The following is a 25,922-nucleotide window of genomic DNA, read 5'->3' as shown; positions in this document are numbered from 1 at the left end:
CCGGTCCGGTCCCAGACGGCCTCGGTGCGGCCGACGGTGCGGACGGCCGTACCGAGGTCATTCCTCCGGCGATCAGGAGCCCCATGCCCATCGACGCAGCCAAGGCGCTCGCCGCCCGACCCCGGATCGCCGAGCTCTCCTGGGACCACAAGGACGTGCAGCTCTACCACCTCGGCATCGGCGCGGGCAGCCCCGCCACCGACCCCGACGAACTGCGCTACACCCTGGAGTCCCGGCTGCACGTCCTGCCGAGCTTCGCCACCGTCGCGGGCGCCGGAAAACCCGGCGTGACCGGCGGCCTGTCCATGCCCGGCATCGAGGTCGACCTGGCCCGCGTCCTGCACGGCGGCCAGAGCCTCCTCGTCCACCGGCCCATCCCGGTCACGGGCACCGCCACCGCCACCCACCGGATCGCCGCCGTGTACGACAAGGGCACGGCGGCCGTCCTCGTGCTGCGCACCGAGGTCGCCGACGCCGACGGCCCGCTGTGGACCAACGACGCCCAGATCTTCATCCGCGGCGAGGGCGGCTGGGGCGGCGACCGCGGCCCCTCCGCCCGCCTCGAACCCCCCACCGGCGAACCCGACCGGACCGTGGAGCGGCCGGTCCGCGACGACCAGGCCCTGCTCTACCGCCTCTCCGGCGACTGGAACCCCCTGCACGCCGACCCGGAGTTCGCCAAGGTCGCCGGATTCGAACGGCCCATCCTGCACGGCCTGTGCACCTACGGCATCACGCTCAAGGCCGTCGTCGACACGCTGCTCGGCGGGGACGTCACCCGGGTGCGGTCCTACGCCACCCGCTTCGCCGGGGTCGTGTACCCGGGGGAGACCCTGCGGATCCGCATGTGGCACACGCCCGCATCCACCCGGGTCGCCGTCAGCGCGGCCGACCGGGCCGACGCACCCGTCCTCGCCGACACCGTCGTCGAACACACCTGACTCCACAACCGCCGTACGAGGGGAGCCCGCACCATGCGCGCAGCCGTACTGCACGAGATCGGCCAGGACAAGCTGGAGGTTCTCGACGACGTCGAGGCGGTGGGGTTCGGGCCCGGCAGGGTGAGGATCCGGGTGCGCGCCACGGGGCTGTGCCACTCGGACCTGTCCGCGATGAGCGGGGTGCTCCCGCAGCCCGCGCCGTTCGTCCCCGGGCACGAGGGGGCGGGGGAGATCCTCGAAGTCGGCGAGGGCGTGAGCCATCTGAAGGCCGGTGACCGGGTCGTCGTGTGCTGGCTGCCCGCCTGCGGCTCCTGCCCCGCCTGCAAGCGCGGCCAGACCGAGCTGTGCCTGGCCGGGTTCATGAACGCGGGCACCCCCAACTTCAAGCGCCCCGGCGGGGACGTCTTCGGCTTCGCCGGCACCGGCACCTTCACCGAGGAGGTCGTCGTCGACGCCGGCTGCGCGGTGCCGATACCCGACGACGTGCCCTTCGACATCGCCGCCCTCATCGGCTGCGGGGTGACCACCGGCCTCGGCGCCGCGCTCAACACGGCCGGCCTGGAGGCCGGTTCGTCGGTGGCCGTCATCGGCTGCGGAGGCGTCGGCATCTCCGTGATCCAGGGCGCCCGGCTCCAGGGCGCCGCGGAGATCGTCGCCGTGGACCCGGTGCTCTCGCGCCGGGAGGCGGCCGTCCGCTTCGGCGCCACCCGGGCCGTCTCGCCCGACGAACTGCCCGACGCCAAGCAGCAGATCACCGCGGGCGAGGGCTTCGACCACGTCTTCGAGGTCGTCGGCAAGTCCGCCACGGCACGCACCGCGTACGACAACACCCGGCGCGGCGGCACCCTCGTGGTGGTCGGAGCCGGAGCCGTGGACGACTTCCTCCAGCTCAACATGTTCGAGCTGTTCTTCGACGAGAAGCGGATCCTGCCCTCCATGTACGGCGGCGGTGACGTGCTGCGCTCCTACGAACGCACCATCGCCCTGTGGCGTGCGGGCCGGATCGACCTGGCCGGCCTGATCACCCACCGGGTCCCGTTCGCCGACGTCAACGAGGCACTCGACCAGATGCGGACCGGGACCGCCCTGCGTACCTGCATCGAGATGTGAGGACGAGACCCATGCCGCTGCTGCCGCTCCAGGGACTGTCCGCGATCGTCACGGGCGCGGGCCGCGGGCTCGGCCGGGCCGAGGCGCTGGAACTCGCCCGGCTCGGCGCCGCCGTGGTCGTCAACGACTACGGGCAGCCCGGCCGCGACGGTTCGGGGGAGGCGTCCGCGGGGCCCGCCGAGGAGGTCGCCGCCGAGATCCGCGCGGCGGGCGGCACCGCCCTCGCGCACACCGGGGACGTCTCCGACTTCGAACAGGCGCGCACGCTCGTCGAGTCGGCCGTCGCCGCGTTCGGCAGGCTCGACATCCTCGTCAACAACGCGGGCATCCTGCGCGACCGCATGGTCTTCTCGATGGCCGAGGAGGAGTGGGACTCCGTCCTCCGCGTGCACCTCAAAGGGCACTTCAACACCACCCGGTTCGCCGCAGCGCACTGGCGGGAGCGCTCCAAGCGGGCCGGTCAGCCGGTGTTCGGAAGGATCGTGAACACCTCCTCGGAGGCGTTCCTCGCCGGTTCCGCCGGTCAGCCCAACTACGCGGCGGCCAAGGGCGGCATCGTCGGCCTCACCACCTCCACCGCCCTCGCCCTCGGCAAGTACGGCGTCACCGCCAACGCCATCTGCCCCCGTGCCCGCACCCGGATGACCGAGGACGTCTTCGCGGGCGTCGAGCAGCCCTCCGGCACCGCCGTCGACCCGCTCGCGCCCGAGCACGTCGCCCCGCTGGTCGGCTATCTGGCCTCGCCCGCCGCCGCCCACGTCAACGGGCAGCTCCTCGTGGTGCACGGCGGGATGGTCGCCGTCGTCGAACGGCCGCGGATCGCCGCGAAGTTCGACAGCAAGCAGGACACCTTCACGTACGACGAACTGGAGTCCGTCCTCGGGCCGTACTACGCGGACCGCCCGGCCGGGGAGACGTTCGCGGCGGCGGAGGTACTGGGCCTGAAGCGCGGGTGAGAGAGACGGAACGGCCCTCCCCGCTTGTGGCGGGAAGGGCCGTTCGCCGTCTGGTGACCGGCATGCCGTCAGGCCGCGGTCACGGCCTGCTCGGTCTCCGCCACCGGCTTGCGGTGGCGTCCGCGCGGAGTCGCCTCACTGTCCTGCGTGGAGACCTCACCACGGTGCCGGCCGGGGCCGGAGGAGGTCTGCTGGACGTCGGCATCACGCGACTGGTTCGTGCTGGCGTCACTCATCGGTGGAATTCACCCCGTCAACATGATCTTTTACAGCCGGGTGAGTCTAACCGGCGCCCCTGACCCCGGATCCAGGCGGCCACGCCAACCGGCACTAGTTCGTTACAAGGCGTCCCAACGGCGCTTCCTGAAGGGGCACCGGACGGGGAACCGACGGTGTCGCGGGCTCGGCGGGCCGGGCCGGCGGGGCAGGCGGTCCGGGCTCCGCGGGCTGCCCGGAGGGCTCCGGAACCGGGGCCGGTGACTCCCCTTCCGGATGCGGTGCCGCGGCGGCCCCGGGCTCCCGCTCGACCGCCGGAGGCGGACTCACCCGCGCCACACCGCACGGCACGGCCTCCGTCGCGTACGGCAGCCGCAGCACCCCCTCCGGCGTCCACAGGCCCGTGCCCGCCAACCACCCCTCGGGCGCCCGGAGATGGTGCATCCGCCGCTCGGCGGGCCGCCAGACCCCGACCCAGCTGCCCCTCGGCCCGTCCACGCGCAGTGCCACAGCGCAGCCCTCCGGCGTCAGCACCTGCCCCGGCTGGATCGCGAACGGCGTGACGGAGCAGTCCCGCACCCGCAGGCACTCCGGGAAGCGCACCGGCAGCGTGCTGCCGAGGACCCCCCAGCCCAGCCGGCCCTGCCCGGGCGAGGGCGCGTCCGAGCGGACGATCAGCAGCCCGCTGTCGTGGTCGGCGAGCAGCAGCCGGTCGTCGCTCTCGGCGGCGATCTGCAGCAGCGGCGACACCTCCCCGCTCTCCAGGTCCACCACGACGGTCTTGACGCGGCCGCCGGTCTCCCGGTCGAGCGCCAGCAGCCGTGCCGTCCGGTCCAGCCAGACCCCGCCCGAGCAGCGGCCGGGCAGCTCGGCCAGCCGCTCGGGCCCGAAGGCGCCGCCCGCCACCAGCCACACCGAGGTCGTACGCGGCCCGACGGCGAGGGCGTAGGCCCGCTCGCCGCCCGGGGCGGGCGGCAGCAGCCGCAGCCGGGCGGTCCCGTCCCGGGACTCGACCGCGCCCAGGGGCAGCTCACCGGTGCCGGGCCCGGTCGGGTACAGCAGCGCGAAGGCGTGCCGCCCGGCCACCACCCGGTGGATGAGGACCCGGCCGTCGCCCATCGGCTGCACCTCGGTGCCGGGCTCCTCCGGCTGGTTGCGCGGCAGGGGCACCGCGTACGGCTCATGGCCGTCCAGGGTCCAGCGCTCCGGGAACCAGGAGTCGCCGGCCGACGCGAGACGCGCGCCGTAGGCGCCGTCCGCGGTGAGCGTGCAGCCTGCCGGCCGGGACCCCTCCGCGTCCTCGACCCCGTCTCTGTCCCCGTCCTCGTGTGCCGCCGAAGGCTCGATCACACAGACCGTCATCGTTCGGTCACCTCCAGTGACGAACGTAGATTTCACACGCGTGGGCGGGGAATTCCACGGCCGCAGACTTCACACATAAGGGTGTTCCAGGAACGATTCGCCTGAGGAAAAGGGGGCTACTGTGCTGAGCGGGGCCAGGGGTGCCGGGAGCGGGCGGTGGCGGTGCAACGCCACAGATCAGGCGGGTAGCCTTGCTCCCGTGCCCCGTCTGTCTGAAGTCATCACCGCGCTGGAGACCCTGTGGCCCGCCGAGCGGGCCGAGTCCTGGGACGCGGTCGGCACCGTCGCGGGCGACCCGGACCAGGAGGTCACGCGGGTCCTGTTCGCCGTCGACCCGGTCCAGGAGATCGTCGACGAGGCGGTGAAACTGGGCGCCGACCTGCTCGTCACCCACCACCCGCTCTACCTGCGCGGCACGACGACGGTCGCCGCGACCCACTTCAAGGGCCGGGTCGTCCACACCCTCATCAAGAACGACATCGCGCTGCACGTCGCCCACACCAACGCCGACACCGCCGACCCGGGTGTCTCCGACGCCCTCGCCGGCGCGCTGGACCTGCGCGTCACCGGGCCGCTCGTGCCCGACCCCACCGACCCCGAGGGCCGCCGTGGCCTCGGCCGTATCTGCGCGTTGGACCACCCGGTGACCGTCCGCGAGTTCGCCGCCCGCGCCGCCGAGCGGCTGCCCGCCACCGCGCAGGGCATCCGGGTCGCCGGCGACCCCGAGGCGCTGGTGCGCACGGTCGCCGTCAGCGGTGGCTCCGGCGACAGCCTCTTCGACCACGTACGCGCCGCCGGCGTCGACGCCTTCCTCACCGCGGACCTGCGCCACCACCCCGTGTCGGAGGCCCGCGCCCACAGCCCCCTCGCGCTGCTCGACGCGGCGCACTGGGCCACCGAGTGGCCCTGGTGCGAGCTGGCCGCGAGCCAGCTCGACGAGATCTCCGACCGGCACGGATGGGACCTGCGCGTCCACGTCTCGAAGACGGTCACCGACCCCTGGACCGCGCACGCGGCCTCTGCCACTCCCGACACCCTTGGAGCCCCGAACTGAACGCCGCGCCCGCCGACCAGATCCGACTCCTCGACGTCCAGGACCTCGACGTCCGCCTCCAGCAGCTCGCGCACAAGCGCAAGTCGCTGCCCGAGCACGCCGAGATCGAGTCGCTGACCAAGGACCACACCCAGTTGCGCGACCTGCTCGTGGCCGCGCAGACCGAGGAGAGCGACACCGCCCGCGAGCAGACCAAGGCCGAGCAGGACGTGGACCAGGTGCGCCAGCGCGCCGCCCGCGACCAGCAGCGCCTCGACTCGGGTGCCGTCACCTCCCCCAAGGACCTGGAGAACCTCCAGCGCGAGATCACCTCCCTCGCCAAGCGGCAGGGTGATCTGGAGGACGTGGTGCTGGAGGTCATGGAGCGCCGGGAGTCCGCCCAGGAGCGGGTCGCCGAGCTGACCGAGCGCGTCACCTCCGTCCAGTCGAAGATCGACGACGCGACCGCGCGCCGCGACGCGGCCTTCGAGGAGATCGACGGCGAGGTCGCCACGGTCACCAAGGAGCGCGAGGTCATCGCCGGCTCGATCCCGGCCGATCTCCTCAAGCTCTACGACAAGCTGCGCGGGCAGCAGGGCGGCGTCGGCGCGGCGAAGCTGTACGCACGCAGCTGCCAGGGCTGCCGGCAGGAGCTCGCGATCACCGAGCTGGCCGAGATCCGCAAGGCGGCGCCGGACACGGTGGTCCGCTGCGAGAACTGCCGCCGCATCCTGGTGCGTACGTCCGAGTCCGGTCTCTAGGCCTTCAGGGAGCCCTTCCGGTGCGGGAGTTCATCGTCGAGGCCGACGGCGGCTCACGGGGCAACCCGGGGCCGGCCGGCTACGGGGCCGTGGTCAGCGACGCGGCGACGGGGGAGACCCTGCGGGAAACCGCCGAGTACATCGGCGTCGCCACGAACAACGTCGCCGAGTACCGCGGTCTCCTCGCCGGCCTGCTCGCCGCCCGGGAACTGGACCCGGCCGCGACGGTCCACGTCCGGATGGACTCCAAGCTCGTCATCGAGCAGATGTCGGGCCGCTGGAAGATCAAGCACCCCGACATGAAGCCCCTGGCGACGCAGGCGGCCCGGGTCTTCCCGCCCGGGCAGGTCACGTACGAGTGGATGCCGAGGGCGCAGAACAAGCACGCGGACCGGCTGGCCAACGAGGCGATGGACGCCGGGGCCCGGGGGGAGCGGTGGTCGGAGTCGGCTTCGACGGCCGAGCTCCACGCGGCACCCCGGGCGGCGGCGACGCCGGAGCCGCCCGGTGACGCGGCGGCGGGTGCGGCGCGGGTGCGCGGGGCTCTGGCGGCAGGCCGCGCCGCCGCCGTCCCGGCGGGCCAGGGCCCGGATGCCGCGCGGGCGGCGCAACCCGATACGCGGGCTGCGACGGCTGGGGCCGAGGCCGATGTGCGTGCCGCGCGGGCTGTCGGGGGTGCGGGGGTCGTGCGGGATGATGCCGATGCCCGTGTCGCGAGGGCCGGTGACGATGCCGATGCGCGGGCTGTGAGCGCCGAGGCCGGTGTGAGGACCGGCGGAGGCGGGGCCGTTTCCGGCTCGGCGCCGGGCGACGCCGATGTGCGTGCCGCGAAGGCTGCCGGGGGTGCTGAGGCCGCGAGGGCCGAGGCCGCCACTCGTGCTGCGACGGCCGAAGCCGGTGCCGGTGCGCCTGCCGCCAAGGCCGTCGCCTCGCCCGGATGGGCCCCCGCCGACATGGGCGCCCCCGCCACCTTCGTCCTGCTCCGGCACGGTGAGACGCCGTTGACGCCTCAGAAGCGGTTCTCCGGCAGTGGGGGAACCGACCCCTCCCTGTCCGACACCGGCCGGGAGCAGGCCGAGCGGGCCGCCGCGATGCTGGCCCGGCGGGGCACCATCCAGGCCGTCGTGTCGTCCCCGCTCGCCCGTACCCGGGAGACCGCCGGGATCGTCGCCGCCCGGCTCGGGCTCGACGTGAGCATCGACGACGGGCTGCGCGAGACCGACTTCGGCGCCTGGGAGGGACTCACCTTCGCCGAGGTCCGCGAGCGCCACCCCGACGACCTGAACGCCTGGCTGGCCTCCCCGGACGCCGAACCCACCGGCGGCGGCGAGAGCTTCGCGGCGACGGCCACCCGGCTCGCCGCCACCCGCGACAAGCTGGTCGCGGCCCACGCGGGCCGCACGGTCCTGCTCGTCACGCACGTGACCCCGATCAAGACGCTCGTCCGGCTCGCCCTGGGCGCCCCGCCGGAGTCCCTGTTCCGCATGGAACTGTCGGCCGCGTCCCTCTCGGTGGTCGCGTACTACGCCGACGGCAACGCCAGCGTCCGCCTCCTCAACGACACGTCCCACCTGCGCTGAGTGCCGCCGCCTCCCGGGCCAGCGCCTCGACGCGGCCCCAGTCGCGGGCGGCGACCGCGTCCGGCGGCAGCATCCAACTGCCGCCCACGCACCCGACGTTGGGCAGGGCCAGATACTCCGGGGCGGAGTCCGGGCCGATCCCGCCCGTCGGGCAGAAACGCGCCTGCGGCAACGGTCCCGACAGCGACTTGAGATACGCCGTACCGCCCGCGGCCCGCGCCGGGAAGAACTTCATCTCCCGCACCCCGCGCTCCAGCAGCGCCACGACCTCGGACGCGGTCGACACCCCCGGCAGGAACGGCACCCCGGACCCCCGCATCGCCTCCAGCAGGACGTCCGTCCAGCCGGGGCTGACCAGGAAGCTGGAGCCCGCGGCCACCGCCTGCGCGACCTGCCCGGGACGGATCACCGTCCCGGCCCCGACCACGGCCCCGGGCACCTCCCGCGCGATCTCCCGGATCGCGTCCAGAGCCGCGGGCGTCCGCAACGTCACCTCGATCGCGGGCAGCCCGCCCGCGACCAGGGCCCGCGCCAGCGGTACGGCGTCGCCGGCGTCCTCGACGACGACGACAGGGACGACGGGCGCGAGGTCCAGCACGGAGGCGGGCAGGGAAGGGGAGGCCATGGCGTCATCCTGCCGTCGGCCTGCAAGCTGCGCAAAGCCCGTTGCATGGACTGCAACGGTCGCTAGTGGACCTCGTCCACCAGCACATCCAGCGACCACGCCTGTCCCGACTTCGCGGGCGCCTGCGCCTCCACGACGTACCCGAGATCCCGCAGCGCCTCCACCAGCTCGGCCGGTCCCTTCGGATCGGCCCCGGCGGTCAGCAGACCGCGCACGATCCGCCCCTTCGTCGCCTTGTTGAAGTGGCTGACCACCTTCCGCGTGGGCGCGTGCAGCACCCGCACCGACGCCGTGCGCCCGGCGACCTCGCCCTTCGGCTTCCAGGCGGCGGCGTACGCGGCCGACCGCAGATCCAGCACCAGTCCGCTCCCGGCCACCTCCGGCAGCACCGACGCCATCGGCCCACGCCAGTGCGCACCCAGCGCCCCGAGCCCCGGCAGCTTCACCCCCATCGAGCACCGGTACGACGGAATCCGGTCCGTCACCCGCACGGCACCCCACAGCCCCGAGAACACGAGCAGCGAGCGCGCCGCACGCCGCTTGGCGGCCGTGTCGAGGGTCGCCAGACCGAGGGCGTCATAGAGCACGCCGGTGTAGATCTCCCCGGCCGGCCGCGCCCCCGCCGTCCGCAGTTCCGCGTTCTTCGCGACCTCGCCCCGCAGCCCCTCGCTCAGCCCCAGCACCTCACGCGCCTTGTCCTCGTCGCCGGCGCACAACTCGACCAGCTCGCCGAGAACGGCCTCCCGGGCCTCGGCGAGCCCCGGCAGCGACAGCGACTCCGGCTTCAGCGGCGCACCACGACCGGACGATGCCTTTCCTTCGGACGGCGGCAGCAGGACAAGCACGCGTACTCCCTCGATCGAACTCCGCCGACAGCGTACGGGGGGCGTACGGGGAGCTCAGACGCGCGCCCGGCCGAGGGCGCGGACCAAGCCGTCGGCGTCGTCGGCGTGGAAGCGGACGACCCGCACCTGACGGCGCCGCCCGAGGAAGGTGACGTGCGTGACCGGCTCCGTCAGTTCGAGCGTGACGGTGGTCTGCGCGCCGACCTCGACGTTCAGCTCGCCGTCGGCCCGCTCGTGGGTCATCCGCAGCTCACGCCGCACGGAGGCGATCCGCTCCAGCGGCACGCACAGGTCGACATGGACGTACCGCCGGATCCGCAGCGCGCCGCGTTCCACGTCCAGCACATGCGGACGCACGACGGACGAGGCGTGCAGCGCGACGACGAACACGATCGTGTACACGTCCAGGAAGAGGACCGCCGCGTGCACGGCGGGCCAGTCCCGCAGCAGCACGGACATCGCCACCGTCTCGACCAGGCACACGAAGCCGAACCCGGCCATCACCGCCCCCTGCCCGCCCGCGTACCCCGAAGGCCCGGCCGCCGCCCGTCCCGTGCGTCCGCCGCGCCACCCACAGGGCGAGACTCGCCAGCAACCGCACCTCGTGCCGCACCAGCAGCCACCCGGCCCTCATCGCCGCTCCCCGGCGAGGATCCGCAGCGCACGCCGGACGGCCTCCGCCTGGGCCGGAGGGAGGTCGTCGTAGAACGCGCGCAGGAAACTGTCGTCCTGGTCGAGCTCCCCGGCCTCCGGGAACAGCCCCGGCGGGATGCAGCCGGCGAGCACGCGGGCCGCCTCCTCGACACGCGGGTCATCGGGCTCGGCACCGGACAGCGCGTCCAGCAGCGCGTAGGCCTCACCGGCCCGCGCCACGGCCCCCGGACTCCCCAGCGCCTCCCCGATCGAGGACACCATCTGCTCCCGGGCCTCCGCCGGCATGGCGGTCTCCAGGAACGCGATGATCTCGCGGTCCTTGGCGGCCATGGGCGAGTCCGACAGATGCGCGGTCCCGGCGAACAGCGCGGCCAGCTCGGGCGACACGGGCCCCTCGGCCGGCATCCCGCCCTCCGCGTCCAGCAAGGCCCGCAACCGCGCCCGCCGCTCCCGGAGCGCCTCCTCCTGCCGCGCCAGATCCTCGTCCAGCTCGGTCAGCACCTCGACGAGGTCCTTCCCGGCGTCGTCCGCGAGCACGTCCCGCACCTCCGCGAGCCCCAGCCCCAGCTCGGTCAGCCGCCGGATCCGCGCCAGCACGACGGCATGCCGCAACCCGTACTCCCGGTACCCGTTGGCCCGCCGCTCCGGCTCGGGCAGCAGCCCCAGATGGTGGTAGTGCCGCACGGCCCGCGTGGTGACGCCGACGACGGCGGCCAGTTCTCCGATCCGCATGCCACCAGTGAAGACGTTGACGCTGCGGCAGGGTCAAGCGAGCCGTTAGGCCTTCTGACGGGGGCCGTGATCGTGTGCCACGATCGAGGGAACGGTTCCCGATCTCACGGACGGGTGGTTCGGCGATGTCCCAGTCTGGCGAGCGACAGAAGGAGGGGCGTGACATGACTGCCATGGCCCACGAGCCGCGCTCGCAGGAAGAGGTCCTGCTGGACGGCTTTCTCGCCCTGGACACCCCGGAGGGATTCCGGGCCGAGCTGATCGAGGGGGAGATCGTTGTGACGCCGCCGCCGGACGGGGATCACGAGAAGTACATCAGCCGGATCGTGAGGCAAGTGATCAGGCGCTCCCGGACCGACATGGACTTCTCGGGGAACAAAGGGCTGAAGCTGAGGAGCGGGGGCGCCTGCCCCGAGAACCACCTGGTTCCGGACGTCACCTTCGGCCCCATCGACCGCGACTTGTTCGGCGGAGCCGACTCCTGGATGCCCTGCGACGGCGTCGCCATGGTGATGGAGGTGACCTCCACCAAGCCACAGGCCGACCGCGAGGCCAAGCGCCGCTGCTACGCCCGCGCGGGCATCCCGCTCTATCTGCTCGTCGACCGGGACACCGCTCAGGTCACGGTGTTCAGCGAGCCGAAGGACGACGACTACCGCGAGCACTGCGCCCGCCCCTTCGGCAAGTCCGTCACGCTTCCCGAACCCTTCGCCTTCGCCCTGGACACGGCCGACCTCCTCTGATCCCCTGTGGGCGGGGGTGGGCGACATGGGGATACGGGAACAGGCGCGATGGACAAGGGCACGACTCGGCCGGTCGGGTCCACCGCTGGACCTCCTGACCGCCCACTTCGACAGCCACGTCTACGCGCCCCACGCCCACGACGAGTTCACCATCGGCGTCACGGTCGGCGGCTCGGAGGTCATCGCGTACCGGGGCGGGCACGTCCACTCCTACCCCGGCTCGATCGTCGTCCTGGAGCCCGGCGAGATGCACACCGGCGGTCCGGCCGCCTGCGACGGCTACGCCTACCAGGCCCTCTACGCCGAACCGGCCCTCCTCACCGACGGCACCCTCGGCGGCCTCCCGCACTTCCGCGACCCCGTCCTGCACGACCCGGAGCTGGCGGCGGCCCTGCGCGCCGCCCACACCGACATCAGCGCCTGCCCCGACCCCCTGGAAGCCGAGTCCCGGCTGCCCTGGCTGCTCACGGCCCTGGCCCGCCGCCACTCCACGGCCCGGGCGACGAGCGACACCGTGGCCGGCGCCGACGGCATCGCCCGGACCGTACGCGACCGCCTCGCCGACGAACTGCTGGAACCCCCCTCCCTGGCCTGTCTCGCCACCGACCTGGGCCTGTCCCGCTACCAGCTCCTGCGCGCCTTCCGCACGACCATGGGCGTACCGCCGTACGCCTGGCTCGCCCAGCATCGGGTGGCCAGGGCCCGCGGCCTCCTGGAAGCCGGACTGCGCCCCGCCGAGGTCGCGGGCCTCGTCGGCTTCGCCGACCAGGCGCACCTCACCCGCTGGTTCCGCCGGGTGCTGGGGGTGACCCCGGCGGCGTACCGCAACAGCGTTCAAGACACCGGGGGGTGACTCGGCCGAGACTCACTCCATGACTGCACGCGGTTGGTTCCTGTTCTCCCTCATGGGAGTGATCTGGGGCGTCCCCTACCTGATGATCAAGGTGGCGGTGGACGAGCTGTCCCCGTCCATGGTGGTGTTCGCGCGCTGCGCCCTCGGCGCCGCACTCCTGCTCCCCTTCGCCCTGCGCCAGGGCGGCTTCGGCCGTACCGTCCGGACCCACTGGAAGCCGATGCTGGCCTTCGCCGTCATCGAGATCATCGGCCCCTGGTGGACCCTGACCGACGCCGAACGCCACCTGTCCAGCTCCACCGCCGGACTCCTCATCGCTGGCGTGCCGATCGTCGCCGTCCTCCTGGCCCGTTTCTTCGGCGCGGGGGAGCGGGTGGGTACCCGCCGCATCGCGGGCCTGGCCCTCGGCCTCGCGGGCGTCACCGTCCTGACTCTGCCGCACCTCACCGGCGGCGATGCCCTCTCGATGGCCGAGGTGCTGGTGACGGTCGTCGGCTACGCCACGGCCCCGCTGATAGCCGCCCGGTACCTCAAGGACGTCCCGACCCTCCAGCTGATCACCCCCTGCCTCACGCTGGCAGCCGTCGTCTACGCCCCCGCGGCCTTCCTGACCCGGCCCGCCACCATGCCCTCGGGCGAGGTCCTGGCCGCCCTCGCCGGCCTGGGCGTGGTCTGCACCGCGATCGCCTTCGTGGCCTTCCTGGAACTGATCAAGGAGGTCGGCCCGACCCGGGCGGGCGTGATCACGTACGTCAACCCGGCGGTCGCGGTCGCCGCGGGCGCGATCTTCCTGGACGAGGAACTGACGCTCGGCATCGGCGTGGCCTTCACCCTCATCCTGGCGGGCTCGGTGCTGGCCACGGCCGCGGCGCCGAAGCGGGACGTCCGCCGGGTACCATGGTCGACACGGCAGACGAGCCGGGCGGACGGCCGCGTGGAGTCCCCCTGACGGGGAGCTTCCCGAGGAACGTCCGGGCTCCACAGGGCAGGGTGGTGGCTAACGGCCACCCGGGGTGACCCGCGGGACAGTGCCACAGAAAGCAGACCGCCGGGGACCTCGGTCCTCGGTAAGGGTGAAACGGTGGTGTAAGAGACCACCAGTGCTTGAGGTGACTCAGGCAGCTAGGTAAACCCCACCCGGAGCAAGGTCAAGAGGGAGCACCCCGGTGCTCCTGCGCGGACGTTCGAGGGCTGCCCGCCCGAGTCCGCGGGTAGACCGCACGAGGCCGGCGGCAACGCCGGTCCTAGATGGATGGCCGTCGCCCCGACGACCGCGAGGTCCCGGGGAACAGAACCCGGCGTACAGCCCGACTCGTCTGCCGCTGGGGCTCTGAACGTGTCGACCCTTTTCGGAGCCGGCCCAGCCCCTCGTCACCCGCCTGCGGAAACCCCCGTAGGCACCGTGCGCAATTCCCGCGACGGACCCCCCACCCTCCCCCGTAGAGCAGACGACAGGAAGCTCGCAGGGAGGGGAACAGGACGTGGCAGGGCACAGGGGCAGACGTGTCAGGGGTACGGCGGCCGCGGTGGCGGCGATGGCGGCGCTCACCGCGTCGCAGGCGCCGGGGGTGATCCCGGCGCGGGCCTCCGTACCGGCGCCCGGTCAGGCACCGGCCGAGCACGGACCGAGCGTGTCCGGCGACGCCCCGTACCGCACGGAGCTTCCGCCGCTGCGGACCGGGAAGCGCGCGGGTGGCGGGGCGGCCGTGGAGGTGGGCGGCGCGCTGCCGGCGAGTGTGTTCACCGCCTACCGGAGGGCCGAGGACCGGCTCGCGCGTGAGGCGCCCGGCTGCCGGCTGCGCTGGCAGCTGCTGGCGGCGATCGGGCAGGTGGAGTCGGGGCAGGCGCGGGGCGGAAGGGTGACGTCGGACGGTACGACCGTGGCGCCGATCCTCGGCCCGCGGCTGGACGGCGTGGCCTTCGCGCTGATCCGGGACACCGACGGCGGTGTCCACGACGGGGACACGGCGTACGACCGCGCGGTCGGGCCGATGCAGTTCATCCCGTCGACCTGGGCCCGCTGGGGCGCGGACGGCAACGGTGACGGGCACAGGGACCCGAACAACGTCCTCGACGCGGCGCTCGCCGCCGGACGCTATCTGTGCGCGGGCGGCCGGGACCTGTCGGACCCCGCCCAGCTGGACCGGGCGATCCTCGGCTACAACCACTCGGCGGCCTATCTGCGCACGGTCAGGGCCTGGTACGCATACTTCACAGAAGGACACCGGGTGGTGCCGGACGTCTCCGCCGGGTCCTCCTCCGCGCGGCCGGAGCCGCCGCGGCCGGCCGCCACACCGAAGCCGTCGCGGACACCCTCCGCCCGGCCGAGTGCTCCGCCGTCCCGTACCCCGTCGACCCCCGCCTCCCCGGCCCCGGCCGGAACCGGCCCGGCCACCGAGCCCGAGAAGCCGGACGAGCCGCAACTCCCCGCCCCCGGCCCGGACATGGAGCTCCCCGGCGAGAACCTGCTGCCCAGCGGCGCCCCACTCACCAGTAACAGCGCGGACTCGATGACCGTCTCCCCCTCCACAACCGCCGATACTGGGCGGTAATGTCGCCCCCCGCCGGACAGCACGAGGCCGGTGGGTGAGCGCGAAGGGGTCCTCATGGCGACGGACATGCCCGCAGAGACACCTGTGGAGATGCACGCGGCCGACGAGCGGTGGCGCCGCATGTGGAGCCACCGCGAGCATTTGCTCAAGGTGGCCCGGCGCAGGTCGATGAGTGCGGAGGACGCCGAGGACGCGGTACATGAGGCGATGCTGCGCGCCGCCGAGCGGCCCGACCTGGATGAGGAACGGCTCGCGGCCTGGCTGACGACGGTGACGATGCGCCTGTGCGTCGACCGCTACCGGCAGATGAACCGCGAGGCCGAAGTGCGAACCAGCCCGACGCTCATCGCCCCAGGTCCGGTGCCCGTCGAGGAGGCGGTGTGCGACCGGGCCGAGGCGAAGTGGCTGGCGGTGCGCAGCGGTGAGCTGCCCGCGCGGCAGGCCGAGGCGCTGCGGCTGAAGTCGGAGGACCTGGACGTCGGCCAGGTCGCCGTCCGGATGGGGCTGAGCTACCGGACCGTCGAGTCGCTGCTGGCCCGGGCCCGGCGGACGCTGCGGCAGTCGCTGGCCGCCACGCTCGGGTGCGCCCTGTTCCTGATCGGGTGGGGGCGGCCGCGCGGGGTCGGCAGGGCACAGGCCGTGGCGGTCGCCTCGACGGCGGCGTCCCTGGCGGTGGCGGGGTTCGTGCTGCCGTACGCGCTCGACGGCAGCGGAGGCGGGGGCGGCGCGGCGCCTCGGCCCGCGGTCGCCACACCGGACGCGGAGACGATGCGGCCGGACGGCGGTGGCGAGGGCCGTACGCCTCGGGGGACTGAGCCCACGGCTGCCGCAGCCGAGCGCGGAGCGGCCGGCGCTCCCGCTGGCGAATCGTTCCTCCCGCTGTCCGTGCCGTCGCTGCCGGAGGTCCCGGTCGTCGCGCAGGTCCCGGAGGTCCCGGACCTTCCGGAGGTCCCGGCGGCCCCGCTGCCCGAGCTGTCCGCTCCGGAGGTCCCGCAGGTGCCCGACGTCCCCGACCTGCCGGTGGAACTCTCCGCCGTGCCGACGGACACGGCGGCCACGGCCGTCCCGGAAGCTCCTGAGACTTCCGGTGCGCCGTCCACCTCGCTCCCCGAGCTCACGGCGAGCCCGCTTCCGTAGCGCTGCCGGAAAACCTGCCCGGTGGCGCTGACCGGCACCGCCCGCAAGCGCTGGCCGGAAACCGACCCGAAGCGCTGCCCGTAACCCGCCCGAAAAAAATCCGCCACACGAGCGACGGACGCCCGGCCTCTCCCCGTAGAGCAGATGTCAGAGCTGCTCCGCGGGCTGAAGGGTGGACCGGATGGGTGTCGAGATCTGTGTGGAAGGGCTGACCAAGTCCTTCGGTCACCAGGTCATCTGGCAGGACGTCTCGCTGACGCTGCCCGCCGGGGAGGTCTCGGTCATGCTCGGCCCCTCGGGCACGGGCAAGTCGGTGTTCCTCAAGACGCTCGTCGGACTGCTGAAGCCGGAGCGCGGCTCGATCACGATCCAGGGCCGGGACATCACCAAGCTCCGCGAGCACGACCTGTACGAGGTGCGCAAGCTCTTCGGCGTGCTGTTCCAGGACGGCGCGCTGTTCGGCTCGATGAACCTGTACGACAACATCGCCTTCCCGCTGCGCGAGCACACCCGTAAGTCCGAGAGCGAGATCCGGCGCATCGTGCTGGAGAAGATGGACATGGTCGGGCTGATCGGCGCCGAGGAAAAGCTGCCCGGCGAGATCTCCGGCGGGATGCGCAAGCGCGCCGGGCTGGCCCGGGCCCTCGTCCTGGACCCGGAGATCATCCTCTTCGACGAACCCGACTCGGGCCTGGACCCGGTCCGCGTCGCCTACCTCAACCAGCTCATCGTCGACCTCAACGCCCAGATCGACGCGACCTTCCTGATCGTCACGCACGACATCGCCTCGGCCCGCCAGGTGCCGGACAACATCGGGCTGCTGTTCCGCCGTGAGCTGGTGATGTTCGGGCCGCGCGCAGAGCTGCTGACCAGCGACGAGCCCGTCGTACGGCAGTTCCTGAACGGCCGGATGCAGGGCCCGATCGGCATGGCGGAGGAGAAGGACGCGGCGCAGGTCGAGCAGGAGCTCGCGCAGATCGACGACAGCGCGCGCGTGCAGGAGCTGACTCCGCGCCTGCTGCCGGGACCGGGCATCACCCGCCCGCCCCGCTGGCAGGCGATCGCACGGCGCGAGGCCCAGCTCCACCAGAAGGAGGTGGCCGGCGCATGAGCCTGTCACCGGCCGGAGCGCTGCGGCACTCCGGCAGCCTCTTCGCGATGGCGCTGGACGTCGTCCGGACGATCCCCCGACGGCCCTTCCAGGCACGGGAGTTCATCCAGCAGGCGTGGTTCGTCGCGAGCGTGACGATCCTGCCGACGGCCCTGGTCTCCATCCCGTTCGGGGCGGTCATCGCGCTCCAGATCGGCAGTCTGACCCGGCAGTTGGGCGCCCAGTCCTTCTCCGGGGCCGCCTCCGTGCTCGCCGTGCTGCGCGAGGCCTCGCCGATCGTCACCGCGCTGCTGATCGCGGGCGCCGGCGGCACGGCGATCTGCGCCGACCTCGGGGCGCGGAAGATCCGCGACGAGATCGACGCGATGCAGGTGCTGGGCATCGACCCCATCCACCGGCTGGTCGTTCCCCGCGTGCTGGCGTCGATGCTGGTGGCGGTGCTGCTCAACGGCCTGGTGTCGGTGGTCGGCGTGGCAGGCGGCTACTTCTTCAACGTCGTCCTCCAGAACGGCACTCCCGGCGCCTACCTGGCCTCCTTCACCACGCTCGCCCAGCTCTCCGACCTGTGGGCAGCCGAGGTCAAGGCGCTGGTGTTCGGTGCGATCGCCGGGATCGTCGCCTCCTACAAGGGGCTGACCGCGAAGGGCGGACCCAAGGGTGTGGGCGACGCGGTGAACCAGTCGGTGGTGATCACCTTCATGTTGCTGTTCGTGACGAACTTCGTGATGACCGCCGTGTACTTCCAAGTCGTTCCGCAGAGGGGCTGAGGCATGGCGCTGCTGAGTCGTCTGGAGGAGCTGGGTGCCCAGCTGTCCTTCTACGGGCGGTCGCTGGCCTGGACCGGCCGCACCCTGCGCCGCTACAAGAAGGAGATCCTGCGGTTGCTCGCCGAGGTGAGCTTCGGCCGCGGCGCGCTCGCCGTCGTGGGCGGCACGGTCGGCGTGATCGCCTTCCTGTCGTTCTTCACCGGCACGGAAGTGGGGTTGCAGGGGTACGCCGCGCTCAACCAGCTCGGCACCTCCAACTTCGTGGCGTTCCTCTCGGCGTACTTCAACACCCGTGAGATCGCCCCGCTGGTGGCCGGGCTCGCGCTCTCCGCGACCGTAGGCGCCGGTTTCACCGCCCAGCTGGGCGCGATGCGGATCAGCGAGGAGACCGACGCGCTGGAGGTCATGGGCGTGCCCTCGCTGCCGTTCCTCGTGACGACCCGGATGATCGCCGGGTTCGTGGCCGTCGTCCCGCTGTACGTGATCGGCCTGCTCTCCTCGTACCTGGCCGCCCGCACCATCACCACCGGCTATTACGGGCAGTCCACGGGCACGTACGACCACTACTTCCAGCAGTACCTGCCCCCGGTGGACGTGCTGTGGTCCTTCGGGAAGGTGCTGGTCTTCGCCGTCCTGATCATCCTGGTGCACTGCTTCTACGGCTACTACGCGAGCGGCGGCCCGGCGGGGGTCGGCGTCGCGGTGGGCCGTGCGGTGCGGACCTCGATCGTGGCGATCAACGTCCTGGACTTCTTCCTTTCGCTGGCCATCTGGGGCGCCAGCACGACCGTACGGATCGCGGGGTGAGCCGCCGAATGAGGGTGTTGAGACTGAGGTTGTACGGCGTCGTCTTCATCGCCGTGCTCGCACTGCTGCTGTCCCTGTCCGTCGCCGTCTACCGCCAGGTGTTCACGCCGGTCGTGCGGATCACGCTGGAGGCCGACAGCCTCGGCAACCAGCTCGATCCGCGCGCCGACGTCAAGCTGCGCGGGCTGCTGGTCGGCGAGGTGCGCGAGGTGCGGGCCGACGGGACGAAGGCGACGCTCGACATCGCGCTGAAGCCGGAGCACGTCGCCCAGATCCCGTCCGACGTGCACGCGCGCCTGCTGCCCAAGACCCTGTTCGGTGAGAAGTACGTCGACCTGGTCGCACCGCGCGGCTCATCGGGCCGGCCCATTCGCGCCGGTGACGTCATCACCCAGGACCGCACCCGCGTCGGCATCGAGGTCCAGCAGCTGATGAACGACCTGCTGCCGCTGCTGCGGACCGTGCAGCCCGGCAAGCTCAACGCCACGCTCTCCGCGTTCGCCACCGCCCTCGACGGCCGCGGCGACCGGATCGGCGACAACCTCACGCGAGTGGAGGCCTACCTGCGCCGCCTCAATCCGCACCTGCCGTCCCTGAAAGAGGACATTGCACGCTTCGCCGACGTCGCCGAGGTCTACGGCGACGCGGCGCCCGACCTGATGGAGATCCTGCGCAATACCGTCACCACCAGCCGCACGATCGTCGAGCAGAAGGACCGGCTGGCGGCGGCCCTGAGGTCCACGGCGACCGTCGCGGGCACCGGCGAGGACTTCCTCGACGCCAACGGCGACCGGCTGATCACCCTCGGCCGGGTCTCCCGCCCCACGCTGGAGCTGTTCGCCCGCTACTCCCCCCAGTACCCCTGCCTGCTGGCCGGCCTGGTCCGGCAGGAGAAGGCGTCCGAGGAGGCGTTCAAGGGCGGAAAGATGCACATCACGCTGGAGGTCGTACGGCCGCAGGGCGCGTACGAACCGGGTGAGGAACCGCGCTACGGCGAGCGGTCGGGCCCGAACTGCCGCGATCTGCCGCACCCCCCGGTGCCGGCACCCGGGGCCCGCCTCGACGACGGTTCGAAGCCGGGGAGTCCGTCCTCAGGTCGGCACGGCGTCTCCGCCACCCGGGCCGAACAGCGGGCCGTCGGCTCGCTCGTGGCGCCGGTGCTGGGCGTGCCCGCGGACGAGGTGCCACCGGTCGCGACGCTGCTGTTCGGGCCGATGGCGCGCGGGACGGCGGTGAGCGTCGCATGAGCACCACAGGAGCCCGGCAGACCGCCGCCCCGCTGGTCAAGTTCAGTCTCTTCGCCCTGGTGACGATGGTGGCGACGGCCCTGCTCGCCGCCACCATCGTGAACATCTCCTTCACCCCCGCGCACGAGTACCGCGCGGTCTTCAGCGACGTCACCGGCCTGGAGGAGGGCGACGACATCCGGGTGGCGGGAGTGCGGGTCGGCGAGGTCGAAGGCATCCGGATCAAGGAACGGACGCTGGCCGAGGTCACCTTCACGGTCAGCCGGGACCGGCCGCTGCTCACCAGCACCGGCGCCGTCATCCGCTACCGCAACCTGGTCGGGCAGCGGTACCTCGCGCTGACCGAGGGCGCCGGCGACGGCACCCCGCTGCGTCCCGGCGGCACGATCCCGCTCGCGCGCACCCAGCCCGCCCTCGATCTGAACGCGCTGCTGAACGGCTTCAAGCCGCTGTTCGCCGCGCTCAGCCCGAAGGACGTCAACCAGCTGGCCACCGAGATCATCAAAACCCTCCAGGGCGAGGGCGGCACCGTCAACAGCCTGCTGACGCACACGGCATCGCTCACCACGACGCTGGCCGGCCGCGACAAGCTGATCGGCTCGGTGATCGACAACCTCAACACCGTGCTGAAGACGCTCGACAAGCGCGGCGCCCGCTTCTCCGGACTGCTCAAGCAGCTGCGCCGGGTCATCTCCGGGCTGTCCGCCGACCGCAAGCCCATCGGGGAGTCGCTGGTGAGCATCGGCGACCTGACGGAGGCCACCTCGGGCCTGCTGAAGGACGCGCGCCCGCCGCTCAAGGACGACATCGCGGAACTGACCGACCTCACCGGGACGCTGAACGACAACGAGAAGACCGTGGAGGGCGTGCTGAAGAGGCTGCCGAACAAGCTCAACGAGCTCACGGGGACGGCGTCCTACGGCTCGTGGTTCAACTTCTACCTGTGTGACTTCGACGGCCGGATCGTGCTGCCGAAGACGAAGCAGGTGTTCACGCCCGAGATGCACGTGGCGAGGGCGAGGTGCGGGGCATGAGCCGCAAGCGCCGCCCGGAGCCGCTGCTCAAGGTGCGCGTGGAACCGCCGAGGCTGCCGAGAGTACGGCTGCCGGAGGTACGGCTCCTGCCCCGCCGCAGGCCGCGTCCACAGCCGCTGATCAAGGTCCGCGTCGACCCGCCGAAGCTGCCGGGGATACGGCCCCGCCGTCCGCACCTCGGCCCCTTCCGCGAACGCAATCCCCTCGTCATCGGCGCCGTCGGACTCACCGTCCTGGCGTTGCTGACCGTGGCCGCGTTCAACGCCGACCGCCTGCCGGTGATCGGCGACGGCGAGACGTACAGCGCCGCCTTCGCGGAGGCGGGCGGTCTCAAGCCGGGTGACGAGGTGCGGATCGCCGGGGTCAAGGTCGGCAAGGTCGAGGAGGTCGACCTGGACGGCGACCATGTCAAAGTCACCTTCAAGATCAAGGACCAGCCGGGGTTCGGCACCGAGACCGGCGCGTCGATCCGGGTCAAGACGATCCTCGGCGCCAAGTACCTCGCCCTGCACCCCAGGGGGCGGGGCCAGTTGGAGCCCGGTAGCGAGATCCCGCTGAAACGGACCGTCCCCGCCTACGACGTCGTGCAGGCGTTCAGCGATCTCACCACCACGACGGAGAAGGTCGACACCGAGCGGCTGGCGAAGGCGCTGGACACCATCTCGACGACCTTCGAGGACTCCCCTTCCGAAGTGCGGTCGTCCATCAAGGGCCTGTCGCAGATCTCCCGGACCGTGGCCTCGCGCGACAAGGCCCTCAGGGAACTCCTCGACCACGCGAACGGAGTGACGGGTGTACTCGCCGACCGGTCGAGCGACTTCTCCGCGCTGGTCAAGGACGGCGACAAGCTGTTCAAGGAGATCAGCAAGCGGCGTGCGGCGATCCACAAGCTGCTGAAGACCTCCGCCGCGCTCGGCATCCAGCTCTCCGGCCTGGTCCAGGACAACGAGAAGGAGATCGGGCCCGCGCTCAAGGGCCTGAACACCGTGGTGAAGATGCTCGAACGCAACCAATCCAGCCTGGACCGGAGCATCGAGCTCCTGGCCCCCTACGTGCGGGTCTTCACCAACACCCTCGGCAACGGCCGCTGGTTCGACTCCTACGTCCAGAACCTGGTCGCCGCCCCGGTGGTGCCGCGGACGCGGACGGGAGGCGCGCAGTGAGCAACCGTTGGAAGAAGGGCGCGGCCCTGTTGATCACCCTGACCCTGGTCGCGGCGCTCACCCACGTCCTGTGGCCGCGGACCGAGCCCGCCCGCGTCACGGCGTACTTCCCTCGCACCGTCGGCATCTACCCCGGCTCGGACGTCCGCGTGCTGGGTGTGCGGATCGGCGAGGTCAAGAAGATCACGCCGGAGGGCGGCCGGGTGCGGGTGGAGCTGGAGTACGACGCGGACCGGAAGATCCCGGCGGATGCACAGGCCGCGATCATCAACTCCTCGGTGGTCAGCGACCGTTACGTGCAGCTGCTGCCGGTGTACCGGAGCGGCCCGGTCCTGCGGGACGGGGACGAGATACCCGAGTCGCGCACGGCCGTGCCGGTCGAACTGGACCGCGTCTTCGACAGCCTGCACACCACGGCCGAGGCGCTGGGACCCGAGGGCGCCAACAAGGACGGCGCCCTGTCACGGTTGCTCGACGTCAGCGCCGACAACCTCGACGGCCAGGGCGAGAACCTGCACCAGACGGTGGAGGACCTCTCGGAGGCGGTCACGACCCTGTCCGACGGCCGCACGGACCTGTTCGGCACGGTCCGCAACCTTCAGGTGTTCACGGCGGCGCTGGCGGCGGACGACAAGAGCGTGCGGTCGTTCAACAGCAGCCTCGCCAAGGTCGCCGGGCAACTCGCGGGCGAGCGCAAGGACCTGGCGGCCGCGCTGAAGAACCTCGGCACGGCGCTCGGTGACGTGTCCGCCTTCGTGAAGAAGAACAAGAAGTCGCTGACGTCGAACGTGGAGGGCCTGAGCAAGGTGACCAAGGTGCTCGTCACCCAACGGGCGGCGCTGGAGGAGCTGCTGGAGGTCGCGCCGACGGGCGTGTCGAACCTGCACAACGCCTACAACCCTTCCGCCGGCACCCTCGACACCCGCAACAACCCCGACCATCCGCAGGATCCGGCCTCACTGCTGTGCTCGATCCTGAAGACGACCGGGGAGAAGACCGACTGCGGGGACCTGAGGGACCTCTTCGACTCCCTGCCCCAGGTGCCCCAGGGCACCTCGGACACCGGCACGGTCGACCGCACCCTCGGCGGAATCCTGGGAGCGAGCGCATGAGGCCCCCGCGCAGGGGCGGGGCCGTCGCGTGGACGGCCGTCGCAACGGTGCTCCTGTCGGGCTGCGAGTTCAACGGCTGGTACGACGTCCCGCTCCCCGGCGGAGCCGCAGCCGACGGCCACGCCTACCACGTCACCGTCGAGTTCCGCGACGTCCTGGACCTGGTTCCGCAGTCGTCGGTCAAGGTCGACAACGTCACTGTGGGCGCGGTGGAGAAGGTGGAGCTGGACGGCTGGCACGCGAGGGTCCGCCTCCGGGTCGCCGACTCGGTGAAGCTGCCCGCCAATGCCATCGCCGAGCTGCGGCAGACCAGCATGCTCGGCGAGAAGTACGTGGCCCTGTCCGGGCCGCCGGAGAGCGCACCGGTCGGCCGGCTCCGCGACGGTGATGTGATCCCGCTGTCCCGCAGCGGCCGCAACCCGGAGGTCGAGGAGGTGCTGTCCGCGCTGTCCGCCCTGCTCAACGGCGGCGGCGTGGCCCAGCTCAAGACGATCACCACGGAGCTGAACAAGGCCCTGGAAGGCCGGGAGAACCGGGTCAAGTCCCTGCTCAAGGAGCTCGACACCTTCATCGGCGGCCTGGACGACCAGCGCCAGGACATCGTCCGCGCGCTGAAGGCCGTGGACCGGCTGGCCAAACGGCTGGGCAAGGAGAAGACGACGATCGCCGAGGCCGTCGACACGATGCCGCCCGCCCTGAAGGTCCTGGCCGACCAGCGCCGCGACCTGACGAGGATGCTCACCGCCCTGTCCAGGCTGGGCAAGACCGGCACCAAGGTGGTCAACGCCTCGCACGACGACACGGTTGCCAACCTCAAGCAGCTCCGGCCGATCCTGCGACAGCTCAACAAGGCGGGCAGCGACCTGCCCAACTCCCTGGAACTGCTGACCACCTACCCCTTCCCGCGCAACGCGGTGGACGCCATCAAGGGTGACTACGTCAACCTGCACGTCACGGCGGACCTCGATCTGGCCGGCATCTACGGCAACCTGACGGACGAGCCGGGCGGCCGGAACGGCGGGGACACCCAGGTGCCGGAGCTTCCCGAGCCCCCCGACCTGCCGGACGTACCGGATCTTCCGGACGTGCCGGATGTGCCGGATGTGCCGAAGCCCACCGCGCTGCCGAGCAGGCCGAGCGTGCCGTCGTCCCCGTCCGTCCCCTCGGGCGGCGACCCGCTGTGCCCGCCGGTGTGCACCGCCGGCTACGGCCCGGGCGGCTACCGGACCGGGGGCTACCGGACCGAGGGGATCAACCTCGAACTCGCCGAGCTGATGCTGAAGGGGGTCCAGCCGTGATCACCCGTACGGTCAAGGCGCAACTCATCGCCTTCGCCACCCTCACCGCCGTGGGCGTGTCGTACGTCGGCGCCGAGTACACGGGCCTGGTGGACGAGGTTTTGGACCGCGGCTACACCGTGCGGGCCGACTTCGCCGACTCCGGGGGCGTATTCCCCGGTGCCGAGGTCACCTATCGCGGGGTGCCGGTGGGCAAGGTCGGCGCACTGCGCCTGGCCGGCTCGGACGGGGTCTCGGTCGCGCTCGACATCGAGGACGGTGCGCCGCGTATCCCGGCGGACACACTGGCGGTGGTGGCGAACCGCTCGGCGGTGGGCGAGCAGTACGTCGACCTCCAGCCCCGGGCCTCCCACGGCCCGTACCTGCTGGAGGGCAGCACGATCCCGCGCGAGAGCACACGGGTGCCGCTGTCGACGACGGACATGGTCCTCAGCCTGGACCGCCTGGTGAACTCGCTCGGCAAGGACGACCTACGAGTCACGGTCGACGAGTTGGGCAAGGCGTTCGCCGGCACCGGCCCGAACCTGGGCCGCCTGGTGGACTCGGGCAACACCCTGGTCGAGTCGGCGTCCGAGGCGCTGCCGGAGACGATCGACCTGATCGAGGACTCACGGAAGGTCCTGAAGACGCAGGCCGACCAGGGCTCTTCGATCAAGTCGTTCGCGCGCGATCTGGCGGCGCTGTCAGCCCAGTTGAAGTCCAGTGACGGGGACCTGCGCAAGCTGATCGGCAACGCGCGGCCGGCGGCGCAGGAACTGAACTCGCTGCTGAAGTCGACCGGGCCGCAGCTGTCGGTCCTGCTCGCCAACCTGATCAGCGGCGGCCAGGTCACGCTGGCCCGCCTTCCCGGCGTGGAGCAGGCCCTCGTCACCTTCCCGCTGACGGTCGCGGGCAGCTACACGGTCGTCCCCGGCGACGGCACCACCCACTTCGGCCTGGTGCTGAACGCCGACGAACCGCCGGCCTGCACTCAGGGGTACGGCACGGCCCGCCGCGATCCGGCGGACACCAGTACACGCGAGGCGAATACCGACGCCCGCTGCACGCTCCCGCGCGGCAGCGAGTCGTCGGTACGCGGCGCGCAGAACGCCCCGGGCGCGTCGACCGCCGACGGCGGCGCGAACCAGGCGGCGTACGTCACCCCGTACGACCCGGAGACCGGCACCACCACCGGCCCGGACGGAAGGAACGTCGAGATCGGCTCGGCGGGCGGCCAGCAGGCCGCGTTCGGAAAGGAGTCGTGGCAATGGCTGCTCGTCGGCCCCATGGCATGAGGCAGGTAC

The 25,922-nt window shown here is 72.2% G+C and carries 24 protein-coding genes, 1 other RNA gene and 2 pseudogenes; 21 read left to right on the top strand and 6 right to left on the bottom strand.

Going from position 1 to position 25,922, the window contains the following annotated elements; translation table 11 throughout:
• Window positions 1-83: 83 nt before the first annotated feature.
• The 3 genes from chsH3 to HNR57_RS05685 are packed head-to-tail and all read left to right on the top strand — an operon-like array spanning window position 84 to window position 3,007.
• Complete coding sequence (gene chsH3 / locus HNR57_RS05695) at window positions 84-941, top strand: enoyl-CoA hydratase ChsH3 (RefSeq protein WP_184557109.1); 858 nt, start codon at window positions 84-86, stop codon at window positions 939-941.
• Between the two features lie 33 nt (window positions 942-974).
• Window positions 975-2,051 carry a Zn-dependent alcohol dehydrogenase gene (locus tag HNR57_RS05690; RefSeq protein WP_184557106.1) on the top strand — a complete coding sequence of 359 codons (1,077 nt, stop codon included), beginning with the start codon at window positions 975-977 and terminating at the stop codon, window positions 2,049-2,051.
• Window positions 2,052-2,062: 11 nt separating this feature from the next.
• On the top strand, window positions 2,063-3,007 hold the full coding sequence (locus HNR57_RS05685) for a 3-oxoacyl-ACP reductase (RefSeq protein ID WP_184557103.1): 945 nt from the start codon (window positions 2,063-2,065) through the stop codon (window positions 3,005-3,007).
• A gap of 68 nt (window positions 3,008-3,075) precedes the next feature.
• Here the strand turns inward: HNR57_RS05685 and HNR57_RS05680 are convergent, their stop codons facing one another.
• Complete coding sequence (locus HNR57_RS05680) at window positions 3,076-3,243, bottom strand: hypothetical protein (RefSeq protein WP_167345863.1); 168 nt, start codon at window positions 3,241-3,243, stop codon at window positions 3,076-3,078.
• Window positions 3,244-3,337: 94 nt separating this feature from the next.
• The gene (locus HNR57_RS05675; protein WP_184557100.1) at window positions 3,338-4,585 is read right to left on the bottom strand and encodes a hypothetical protein; all 1,248 of its coding nucleotides are present in this window, start codon (window positions 4,583-4,585) and stop codon (window positions 3,338-3,340) included.
• Window positions 4,586-4,784: 199 nt separating this feature from the next.
• On the opposite strand from HNR57_RS05675, the gene HNR57_RS05670 reads away from it, so the two are divergent.
• The 3 genes from HNR57_RS05670 to HNR57_RS05660 are packed head-to-tail and all read left to right on the top strand — an operon-like array spanning window position 4,785 to window position 7,959.
• Window positions 4,785-5,639: a Nif3-like dinuclear metal center hexameric protein gene (locus tag HNR57_RS05670; protein ID WP_184557097.1), complete on the top strand. Its 855-nt coding sequence runs from the start codon at window positions 4,785-4,787 to the stop codon at window positions 5,637-5,639.
• Window positions 5,636-6,379: a zinc ribbon domain-containing protein gene (locus HNR57_RS05665; protein WP_184558821.1), complete on the top strand. Its 744-nt coding sequence runs from the start codon at window positions 5,636-5,638 to the stop codon at window positions 6,377-6,379. The genes HNR57_RS05670 and HNR57_RS05665 overlap by 4 nt, the downstream gene beginning before the upstream one ends.
• A gap of 20 nt (window positions 6,380-6,399) precedes the next feature.
• The gene (locus HNR57_RS05660) at window positions 6,400-7,959 is read left to right on the top strand and encodes a bifunctional RNase H/acid phosphatase (RefSeq protein ID WP_184557083.1); all 1,560 of its coding nucleotides are present in this window, start codon (window positions 6,400-6,402) and stop codon (window positions 7,957-7,959) included.
• Here the strand turns inward: HNR57_RS05660 and eda are convergent.
• The 4 genes and pseudogenes from eda to HNR57_RS05640 form a co-directional block, all read right to left on the bottom strand.
• Complete coding sequence (eda, locus tag HNR57_RS05655) at window positions 7,934-8,584, bottom strand: bifunctional 4-hydroxy-2-oxoglutarate aldolase/2-dehydro-3-deoxy-phosphogluconate aldolase (RefSeq protein WP_184557080.1); 651 nt, start codon at window positions 8,582-8,584, stop codon at window positions 7,934-7,936. The genes HNR57_RS05660 and eda overlap by 26 nt on opposite strands.
• A 62-nt stretch (window positions 8,585-8,646) precedes the next feature.
• Complete coding sequence (gene yaaA / locus HNR57_RS05650) at window positions 8,647-9,429, bottom strand: peroxide stress protein YaaA (protein ID WP_184557077.1); 783 nt, start codon at window positions 9,427-9,429, stop codon at window positions 8,647-8,649.
• Between the two features lie 54 nt (window positions 9,430-9,483).
• Window positions 9,484-10,063, bottom strand: a pseudogene (locus HNR57_RS05645) (hypothetical protein).
• Window positions 10,060-10,815 (bottom strand): MerR family transcriptional regulator, encoded by a 756-nt coding sequence (locus HNR57_RS05640; protein WP_184557075.1) that lies wholly within the window; start codon window positions 10,813-10,815, stop codon window positions 10,060-10,062. Before HNR57_RS05640 ends, HNR57_RS05645 begins: the two are co-directional and overlap by 4 nt.
• Window positions 10,816-10,979: 164 nt before the next feature.
• Between HNR57_RS05640 and HNR57_RS05635 the strand changes: the two genes are divergently transcribed.
• The 15 genes and pseudogenes from HNR57_RS05635 (at window position 10,980) to HNR57_RS05565 (ending at window position 25,913) form a co-directional block, all read left to right on the top strand.
• Entirely contained in the window at window positions 10,980-11,558 is a 579-nt protein-coding gene (locus tag HNR57_RS05635) for a Uma2 family endonuclease (RefSeq protein WP_184557071.1), read from the top strand.
• A gap of 25 nt (window positions 11,559-11,583) precedes the next feature.
• Entirely contained in the window at window positions 11,584-12,411 is an 828-nt protein-coding gene (locus tag HNR57_RS05630; RefSeq protein ID WP_184557068.1) for an AraC family transcriptional regulator, read from the top strand.
• 19 nt (window positions 12,412-12,430) lie between these two features.
• Window positions 12,431-13,210: pseudogene (locus HNR57_RS40835) on the top strand (DMT family transporter); the annotation flags it as partial.
• 115 nt (window positions 13,211-13,325) lie between these two features.
• An RNA gene (rnpB, locus tag HNR57_RS05620) (RNase P RNA component class A) lies at window positions 13,326-13,730 on the top strand.
• 216 nt (window positions 13,731-13,946) lie between these two features.
• The gene (locus tag HNR57_RS05615; protein WP_184558819.1) at window positions 13,947-14,963 is read left to right on the top strand and encodes a lytic transglycosylase domain-containing protein; all 1,017 of its coding nucleotides are present in this window, start codon (window positions 13,947-13,949) and stop codon (window positions 14,961-14,963) included.
• A 54-nt stretch (window positions 14,964-15,017) separates the two neighbouring features.
• Entirely contained in the window at window positions 15,018-16,100 is a 1,083-nt protein-coding gene (locus HNR57_RS05610) for an RNA polymerase sigma factor (protein WP_184557065.1), read from the top strand.
• A 181-nt stretch (window positions 16,101-16,281) separates the two neighbouring features.
• Complete coding sequence (locus tag HNR57_RS05605; RefSeq protein ID WP_184557062.1) at window positions 16,282-17,211, top strand: ABC transporter ATP-binding protein; 930 nt, start codon at window positions 16,282-16,284, stop codon at window positions 17,209-17,211.
• Window positions 17,208-17,978, top strand: a complete 771-nt coding sequence (locus HNR57_RS05600) for an MlaE family ABC transporter permease (protein WP_104783856.1) — start codon at window positions 17,208-17,210, stop codon at window positions 17,976-17,978. Before HNR57_RS05605 ends, HNR57_RS05600 begins: the two co-directional genes overlap by 4 nt.
• Before the next feature lie 3 nt (window positions 17,979-17,981).
• Complete coding sequence (locus HNR57_RS05595) at window positions 17,982-18,785, top strand: MlaE family ABC transporter permease (protein ID WP_010036859.1); 804 nt, start codon at window positions 17,982-17,984, stop codon at window positions 18,783-18,785.
• Window positions 18,786-18,793: 8 nt separating this feature from the next.
• Entirely contained in the window at window positions 18,794-20,032 is a 1,239-nt protein-coding gene (locus tag HNR57_RS05590; protein ID WP_184557059.1) for an MCE family protein, read from the top strand.
• Window positions 20,029-21,066 (top strand): MCE family protein, encoded by a 1,038-nt coding sequence (locus HNR57_RS05585; protein WP_184557056.1) that lies wholly within the window; start codon window positions 20,029-20,031, stop codon window positions 21,064-21,066. The genes HNR57_RS05590 and HNR57_RS05585 overlap by 4 nt, the downstream gene beginning before the upstream one ends.
• Window positions 21,063-22,229: an MCE family protein gene (locus tag HNR57_RS05580; RefSeq protein ID WP_246554309.1), complete on the top strand. Its 1,167-nt coding sequence runs from the start codon at window positions 21,063-21,065 to the stop codon at window positions 22,227-22,229. The genes HNR57_RS05585 and HNR57_RS05580 overlap by 4 nt, the downstream gene beginning before the upstream one ends.
• Complete coding sequence (locus tag HNR57_RS05575) at window positions 22,226-23,341, top strand: MCE family protein (protein WP_184557054.1); 1,116 nt, start codon at window positions 22,226-22,228, stop codon at window positions 23,339-23,341. The genes HNR57_RS05580 and HNR57_RS05575 overlap by 4 nt, the downstream gene beginning before the upstream one ends.
• Window positions 23,338-24,639, top strand: coding sequence for an MCE family protein (locus HNR57_RS05570; RefSeq protein WP_184557051.1), 1,302 nt, complete (start codon window positions 23,338-23,340; stop codon window positions 24,637-24,639). Before HNR57_RS05575 ends, HNR57_RS05570 begins: the two co-directional genes overlap by 4 nt.
• Window positions 24,636-25,913, top strand: coding sequence for an MCE family protein (locus HNR57_RS05565; protein WP_184557016.1), 1,278 nt, complete (start codon window positions 24,636-24,638; stop codon window positions 25,911-25,913). Before HNR57_RS05570 ends, HNR57_RS05565 begins: the two co-directional genes overlap by 4 nt.
• The last annotated feature ends 9 nt before the right edge of the window (window positions 25,914-25,922 follow it).

Source organism: Streptomyces paradoxus (genome assembly GCF_014202475.1).
GTDB classification, from domain to species: domain Bacteria; phylum Actinomycetota; class Actinomycetes; order Streptomycetales; family Streptomycetaceae; genus Streptomyces; species Streptomyces paradoxus.
Note: the sequence above shows the minus strand (reverse complement) of the source record. Positions and strands in the feature narration are given on the sequence as shown.

Excerpts from the sequence above, each read along its gene's own strand:
- chsH3 (WP_184557109.1), top strand. The coding sequence starts at position 84 with ATGCCCATCGACGCAGCCAAGGCGCTCGCCGCCCGACCCCGGATCGCC.
- HNR57_RS05605 (WP_184557062.1), top strand. The coding sequence starts at position 16,282 with ATGGGTGTCGAGATCTGTGTGGAAGGGCTGACCAAGTCCTTCGGTCAC.
- HNR57_RS05635 (WP_184557071.1), top strand. The coding sequence starts at position 10,980 with ATGACTGCCATGGCCCACGAGCCGCGCTCGCAGGAAGAGGTCCTGCTG.
- HNR57_RS05675 (WP_184557100.1), bottom strand. The coding sequence starts at position 4,585 with ATGACGGTCTGTGTGATCGAGCCTTCGGCGGCACACGAGGACGGGGAC.
- HNR57_RS05680 (WP_167345863.1), bottom strand. The coding sequence starts at position 3,243 with ATGAGTGACGCCAGCACGAACCAGTCGCGTGATGCCGACGTCCAGCAG.
- eda (WP_184557080.1), bottom strand. The coding sequence starts at position 8,584 with ATGGCCTCCCCTTCCCTGCCCGCCTCCGTGCTGGACCTCGCGCCCGTC.
- HNR57_RS05590 (WP_184557059.1), top strand. The coding sequence starts at position 18,794 with ATGAGGGTGTTGAGACTGAGGTTGTACGGCGTCGTCTTCATCGCCGTG.
- HNR57_RS05580 (WP_246554309.1), top strand. The coding sequence starts at position 21,063 with ATGAGCCGCAAGCGCCGCCCGGAGCCGCTGCTCAAGGTGCGCGTGGAA.
- HNR57_RS05610 (WP_184557065.1), top strand. The coding sequence starts at position 15,018 with ATGGCGACGGACATGCCCGCAGAGACACCTGTGGAGATGCACGCGGCC.
- HNR57_RS05570 (WP_184557051.1), top strand. The coding sequence starts at position 23,338 with ATGAGGCCCCCGCGCAGGGGCGGGGCCGTCGCGTGGACGGCCGTCGCA.
- HNR57_RS05690 (WP_184557106.1), top strand. The coding sequence starts at position 975 with ATGCGCGCAGCCGTACTGCACGAGATCGGCCAGGACAAGCTGGAGGTT.
- HNR57_RS05595 (WP_010036859.1), top strand. The coding sequence starts at position 17,982 with ATGGCGCTGCTGAGTCGTCTGGAGGAGCTGGGTGCCCAGCTGTCCTTC.
- HNR57_RS05600 (WP_104783856.1), top strand. The coding sequence starts at position 17,208 with ATGAGCCTGTCACCGGCCGGAGCGCTGCGGCACTCCGGCAGCCTCTTC.
- HNR57_RS05685 (WP_184557103.1), top strand. The coding sequence starts at position 2,063 with ATGCCGCTGCTGCCGCTCCAGGGACTGTCCGCGATCGTCACGGGCGCG.
- HNR57_RS05615 (WP_184558819.1), top strand. The coding sequence starts at position 13,947 with ATGGCGGCGCTCACCGCGTCGCAGGCGCCGGGGGTGATCCCGGCGCGG.
- HNR57_RS05640 (WP_184557075.1), bottom strand. The coding sequence starts at position 10,815 with ATGCGGATCGGAGAACTGGCCGCCGTCGTCGGCGTCACCACGCGGGCC.
- HNR57_RS05585 (WP_184557056.1), top strand. The coding sequence starts at position 20,029 with ATGAGCACCACAGGAGCCCGGCAGACCGCCGCCCCGCTGGTCAAGTTC.
- HNR57_RS05630 (WP_184557068.1), top strand. The coding sequence starts at position 11,584 with ATGGGGATACGGGAACAGGCGCGATGGACAAGGGCACGACTCGGCCGG.